A 4,994-nucleotide genomic window follows, 5' to 3' on the forward strand; every position below is an offset into this window, starting at 1 on the left:
CATCCAACGCTATTTTTTTTGCTCCATTTCTTCTCGCCTCTATTTCGATCTTAGTAATTAAATCTGTTCCTATGCCCATTCCTCTATATTCCGGATAAACAGCGACGTTGCTGATATAATGCTCCTCTCTATTGACCCATCCGGTTACATCCCTGGCCTTTAAAAAAAGAGGGAGTCTTTTAATGAAATTTAACTCCATATACTTTAGCAATAATAAGCCAGTCCTCAAATCTTCCTGTTTTTTTGAGCGCCAATCATATTCTAAAATCATTCCAGCTCTCTTGCCACCACTCTCCGCAAAATAGACATGCCGGAAACTAAATAGATTATACTGTTGCGAGAACAAATACTGTAATATAGATTTGAATCTATTGCCGTACAGCTTTTTAAAAAATAACGGAGCAGAAAGTATAATGAGGCTGATAAAATCTTCAACATCACCTAGCAACGCTCTTCGCATTATAATTTCGTTTCTCATATCAAGACAACGCCCCCTAATACTTCAATGCATACAAAACCTTTCGCTTCTCACTTGACCTTCTAACTTCAGTAATATTTCGTAATGCCTAATTTAATTTTACCTTTCTTTCCTTTATTTGTACAGTAATATATAAAATTGTCCACAAAATTATAAATAATGAAATAACCATAAAACTGGTAAAATAACTTATATATGTAAGTAAAATCCCGATAATTATCGGACCGAAAGCCTGCCCTGTATCTGCGATAGTTCCAAATACACCAAGACTTGCTCCGAGTCGTTTATCCGACGCTACTTCTGCTACATAAGCAACGGTAGAAGTAGTTACAATTGCCTCCGCTGCACCAAAAAATATCGCTACTGCTATCAACACATAAAAATTAGAAGTTAATGTAAAACCCACAAATGAAACAGCGCAAAGAAACATACCCAGTGAAATAAGTTTCCATCGTTCCATTCTGTCTGAAAGATAACCCATAATAGGTTTTAACACCACAGAAGTACCCGTTATAACAGACCACAAAATTCCGGCATAAAGCACAGAAAGATGATATTCTTTTACGACTAATATTGGCAAAAATGCCATTGCCGCGCCCATTGTCATATTCTGAAATGATTCCATCGATGAAGTCATTAATATTTTCAAATTCTTAGCCGTTTCTTTTAGCCCGTCAAAGACTTTGCTAAAAGAATCTTTTATCCTTCTATGCTCAGTAGATGGCTCTATTTTAGGAAGTAAAAAGAAAGCTATTACTAACGCAATCAACCCTAAAATTCCGCAAAATAAATAAGCATAGCGAAAATTGCTGAGATTATATTCCTGTCCTTTAGAAAGAGAATATAACAGCCAACCACCAATCAATCCTCCAAGTGAATTAGTCCCAATTTTTATCACTGAAAAAAGTGACAGGTACTTTCCTTTTTCTTTACCGGCAATATTAGCAACAACTGCATTTGCCACAGGCCCGTATATTGAGGTAGCCATTCCGTGAATGGCCCTTACGATAACAAGCGCCCAGGCCACGGTTACAAAGACATAACTGAACGGCATAATAGCAAAAAGAAACGCACCGAAAAGAAGCATTCTTTTTCTGCCAATATAATCGGATAAAGCACCTGAGGGAGCTTTTAAGAAAATACCTGTTACAGTAGATGCCCCGACTATTATACCTATTAATGCCGGGGAAGCTCCCAGGTACAGCGCAAAAAGCGGCAACAATGGCGTCCTTGCAATGTTATAACTCAATCGTGCAGAAAAATCCACCAATGAAATATTAATAAACGAGCGCCACTTGCTCATAATTACTTCGCTTCACTCTCCAACTGCTTTTTGAAATAAGCATATAGTGCATCATAAAGATAAAATTCTTTTTCAAGGGTTTCATAGTCGTCCTTGCATATCAACCTGTACCCTCTGCCAAAAACATCAAGTGCAACAGCAAGAGGTGAATGTACCACATCTGAATCTGCTTCACTTACAATTGACTGAACTTTTTTTAATGCAGAATCCTGAATGTCATACTTCTCCATAAAAGCATCAAATGAGCATTTATCACCATGATGCCCCATCTTTACCCCTTTCATATCAAACGGAGTTCCTTCCTTTATCGTTGATGGATCCGTATCCCTTGGAACAAAAATAAACTCCGCATCAGGATCAATAAACCTTTTGATAAGCCATGGACATGCAACCCTATCTACATGAACTCTTTCTCTTGTTACCCACTTCATAAATACACCTCCTTTAGATTTGTTGTTTTTGCTACAAAGCTTTACTTAACGGTAATAGTATAATAAAATTTTTACAAAGACATAAAAAAAGAAATCTCAAATTGTAGCAGGAGCAAAGATATCGTAAACTAAAACATCCTCTGAAACATCAAACATTGAGTGTTCCGTGTCTCGGGGAACTCGTATCAACATTCCTTCACTAATCTTAAACTCTCCTACTCCTTCAACAAACATTTTTGCTCGCCCTGCGAGAATGTAAAGAATGTCTTCGCTCACAGCGTGAGTATGCTTTGGAACAAAAGCACCCTTCGGAACTTTTACCAGAAAAATTGTAGGACTTTCATCACCAAATTCTTTTTTCGTAACAAGAGTTTTAATAAAAACATTTTTTACCGTTGGATGTGGTACCCAGTTGCTTCCCTTTGCATCAATGATTATTTTCATTATTCTTTTCTCCTTTCAAAACCCTCCTGAAGTTATTTATTCTGTCGCTATTTTTTATGTCTTATCCTTTAACCGTTTGTACAAACTTGATATCCGCCAATTTGATATTCCCATACTGCTTTTTCCACATTGTCCATCTATATTTATTTTTTTATTTGACTTTTTCCATCACAGATTTCACTTTTCCTGCCAATGTTAAATCTTTATCTCTCCTATCATCAATTTTAATATTTGTTACAACTCTTTTTACTTCATCTGAAAATAAAGCTTTATGAACTTTCATAACAATTTCCATTCCTAAATCCAAATCACCTTCAATAATTGTTCCCATAGGAGTTAATTCATATTTAATTTGTCCTTCATATTTTTTCACAATATTAATCGCTTGAGCCACATATTGGCTCACAGAAGCCGATTTTGTTCCAATTGGGACTACACTAAACTCTATCATTGCCATTTTGCCCTCCTTATTTAATCTGTAATCTATAGTTTTGCAGCACTAATCACAACAAAACTGCCAGTTCCATACCCTTTACGAAAAGACTGGACTTTTTTAATATCATTTAATTGCCCAAATACAGTTTGGACAATCTCAAAGTTTCCAAACTTTGCGTTCTTCAAATAGGATAAAATTTCATCTGTCGAAAAGAAAGTAGCCTCTTTATAAAATTTATTTTCATGTTTATGTTTTAAATAAATCTGACCTATGGGACTATGTTTATCAACAAAAGCAACAATAATAGTCCCGTTTTTTTTCAAAATGCGATAAATTTCTTTGAAAGATTTTTCTACATCATCCACAAAACAAACAGCTGTCACCATTAAGGCAAAATCAAAACGAGCATCCTCAACAGGAATATTTTCTGCTACACCTTTATAAATTGTAATACCCCTCTTTTTAGCGATCTCTGCCATTTTATCAGAAGGTTCAACTCCATATTGTATGCCTAATGGTTCAGAAAATTTTCCACTTCCCGCTCCAATTTCAATACCTGTCCGGTTTTTGGGTATAAAATGTTTTACAGCTTTGAGTTCACTTAAATAGACAAACTTGTTTTTATCAAACCATTCCTCGTATTCATTGAAGTAATTTTCAAAAGGAGTTATTTTTGGCATAATATCTTCAGGGCACCTCGAACCTTCGGCTAATATTTTTGAACATTTATTTTTTTCTCCTTCGCCACATATCTATCTTACTTGTTTTTTATTGTTCGCTACTTTTATATTTAGTCCGTTCTTTTGTATTTTACTTGTTCTACAAAATATCTCCAAATTTATTTACTCTTTTCTTTGTCATTCTGATGGAGCGTAGCGACAGAAAAATCTCACTTTTTGTCCCCCCTGTCTTTGCAAGGAGCGTAGCGACGAAGCAATCTCTGTTTTCCACACAACAGTCCCATGATATTATTAAAACAAGAAGGGCAGAGGCGCTCACCTGCCCTTCTGAAAATTATTTCTTTTATCTATTTACCTGCTGCACGTTATCGTTATTGTCCTTGTGTCTGGGTCCCAGTAAACACCACAGCCTAAACTCTCTATAACAAAATGTATCCTGATCTAGAATACGATTCCTATTTATCTATTTTGTCACTATTTTTTTATCACATCTTTCTCTGCTTCTTGATAAAGATTATCGATTGCTTGCTGGAGTTCGATTGTTCTGGCAATGGCGGTTACAATTTTACAGTACTGCTCTGTTTCTGCTAAGGAAAGAACCCTGCCTTTCCTGTCTTTCAACCATTTATTACAGACCTGGTATCCGCCAATTTGATATTCCCATACAACTTTTTCAACATTATCAAAGTAGTTATCGTTATTTATATAAATTCTCTTTTCTTGCTCGTTGTATTTCACTTTTTCTACTGTACCAGAGCCTTTCCCTCTGAACTTTGATATAGGATTGCTTAGTTTCTTTGATGAAAGTAGGTGAAGCTTAACAAGTTCCTTGCCTAAGGCACCCATTTTTATAAAGCAATCATAATTGTATGTGAAAGGTACTTTTGGAAAATCAATTTTCAAGAACTCAGCATACTTTTCTCTGTAGATGTTTGAGTAAAGAACTGCATAGATGTAGTAAAAGATTTGTTCGGGAGTTATTTCTGTGTTATAGGTTACAATTAATTTCTTGATTAGTTCAGGGTTTAGGTTGGGGACTTTTTTATTTTGCTCGGGAGTTTTTTCAAAGAGATGGTTTTTGTCAGAAGAAGGATAGCGATAAAGAGGGAAGAGATAAGATTGGGCAGACAAAAAATTAATGTCTAAAATGGTTTCGCTATCAAAAACTTGTCTCCAATCTGCAGTATTCTCTGCAGTTCTTCTTAGCACTAATCCCAAATTT

At 35.4% G+C, this 4,994-nt stretch carries 7 protein-coding genes; all 7 read right to left on the minus strand.

Annotated features, from left to right (window positions below; all coding sequences use genetic code 11):
• A partial coding sequence (locus tag U9Q18_06230; GenBank protein ID MEA3313954.1) for a GNAT family N-acetyltransferase occupies nucleotides 1-478 on the minus strand: 478 nt, incomplete at its 3' end.
• 88 nt (nucleotides 479-566) lie between these two features.
• Nucleotides 567-1,781 (minus strand): MFS transporter, encoded by a 1,215-nt coding sequence (locus U9Q18_06235; protein MEA3313955.1) that lies wholly within the window; start codon nucleotides 1,779-1,781, stop codon nucleotides 567-569.
• A gap of 2 nt (nucleotides 1,782-1,783) precedes the next feature.
• Entirely contained in the window at nucleotides 1,784-2,212 is a 429-nt protein-coding gene (locus U9Q18_06240) for a chromate resistance protein (protein ID MEA3313956.1), read from the minus strand.
• 96 nt (nucleotides 2,213-2,308) lie between these two features.
• Entirely contained in the window at nucleotides 2,309-2,656 is a 348-nt protein-coding gene (locus tag U9Q18_06245; GenBank protein ID MEA3313957.1) for a cupin domain-containing protein, read from the minus strand.
• A 151-nt stretch (nucleotides 2,657-2,807) separates the two neighbouring features.
• Nucleotides 2,808-3,113: an MTH1187 family thiamine-binding protein gene (locus tag U9Q18_06250; GenBank protein ID MEA3313958.1), complete on the minus strand. Its 306-nt coding sequence runs from the start codon at nucleotides 3,111-3,113 to the stop codon at nucleotides 2,808-2,810.
• Between the two features lie 26 nt (nucleotides 3,114-3,139).
• Nucleotides 3,140-3,772 carry a class I SAM-dependent methyltransferase gene (locus tag U9Q18_06255; GenBank protein ID MEA3313959.1) on the minus strand — a complete coding sequence of 211 codons (633 nt, stop codon included), beginning with the start codon at nucleotides 3,770-3,772 and terminating at the stop codon, nucleotides 3,140-3,142.
• Nucleotides 3,773-4,246: 474 nt separating this feature from the next.
• A partial coding sequence (locus U9Q18_06260; GenBank protein MEA3313960.1) for a type ISP restriction/modification enzyme occupies nucleotides 4,247-4,994 on the minus strand: 748 nt, incomplete at its 5' end.

The sequence above is a fragment of the Caldisericota bacterium genome, from assembly GCA_034717215.1.
Lineage (GTDB): Bacteria > Caldisericota > Caldisericia > Caldisericales > Caldisericaceae > UBA646.

What these genes read in the sequence shown, in the direction of transcription:
- U9Q18_06235 (MEA3313955.1), bottom strand. Translation starts at nt 1,781, where the DNA reads ATGAGCAAGTGGCGCTCGTTTATTAATATTTCATTGGTGGATTTTTCT.
- U9Q18_06240 (MEA3313956.1), bottom strand. Translation starts at nt 2,212, where the DNA reads ATGAAGTGGGTAACAAGAGAAAGAGTTCATGTAGATAGGGTTGCATGT.
- U9Q18_06245 (MEA3313957.1), bottom strand. Translation starts at nt 2,656, where the DNA reads ATGAAAATAATCATTGATGCAAAGGGAAGCAACTGGGTACCACATCCA.
- U9Q18_06250 (MEA3313958.1), bottom strand. Translation starts at nt 3,113, where the DNA reads ATGGCAATGATAGAGTTTAGTGTAGTCCCAATTGGAACAAAATCGGCT.
- U9Q18_06255 (MEA3313959.1), bottom strand. Translation starts at nt 3,772, where the DNA reads ATGCCAAAAATAACTCCTTTTGAAAATTACTTCAATGAATACGAGGAA.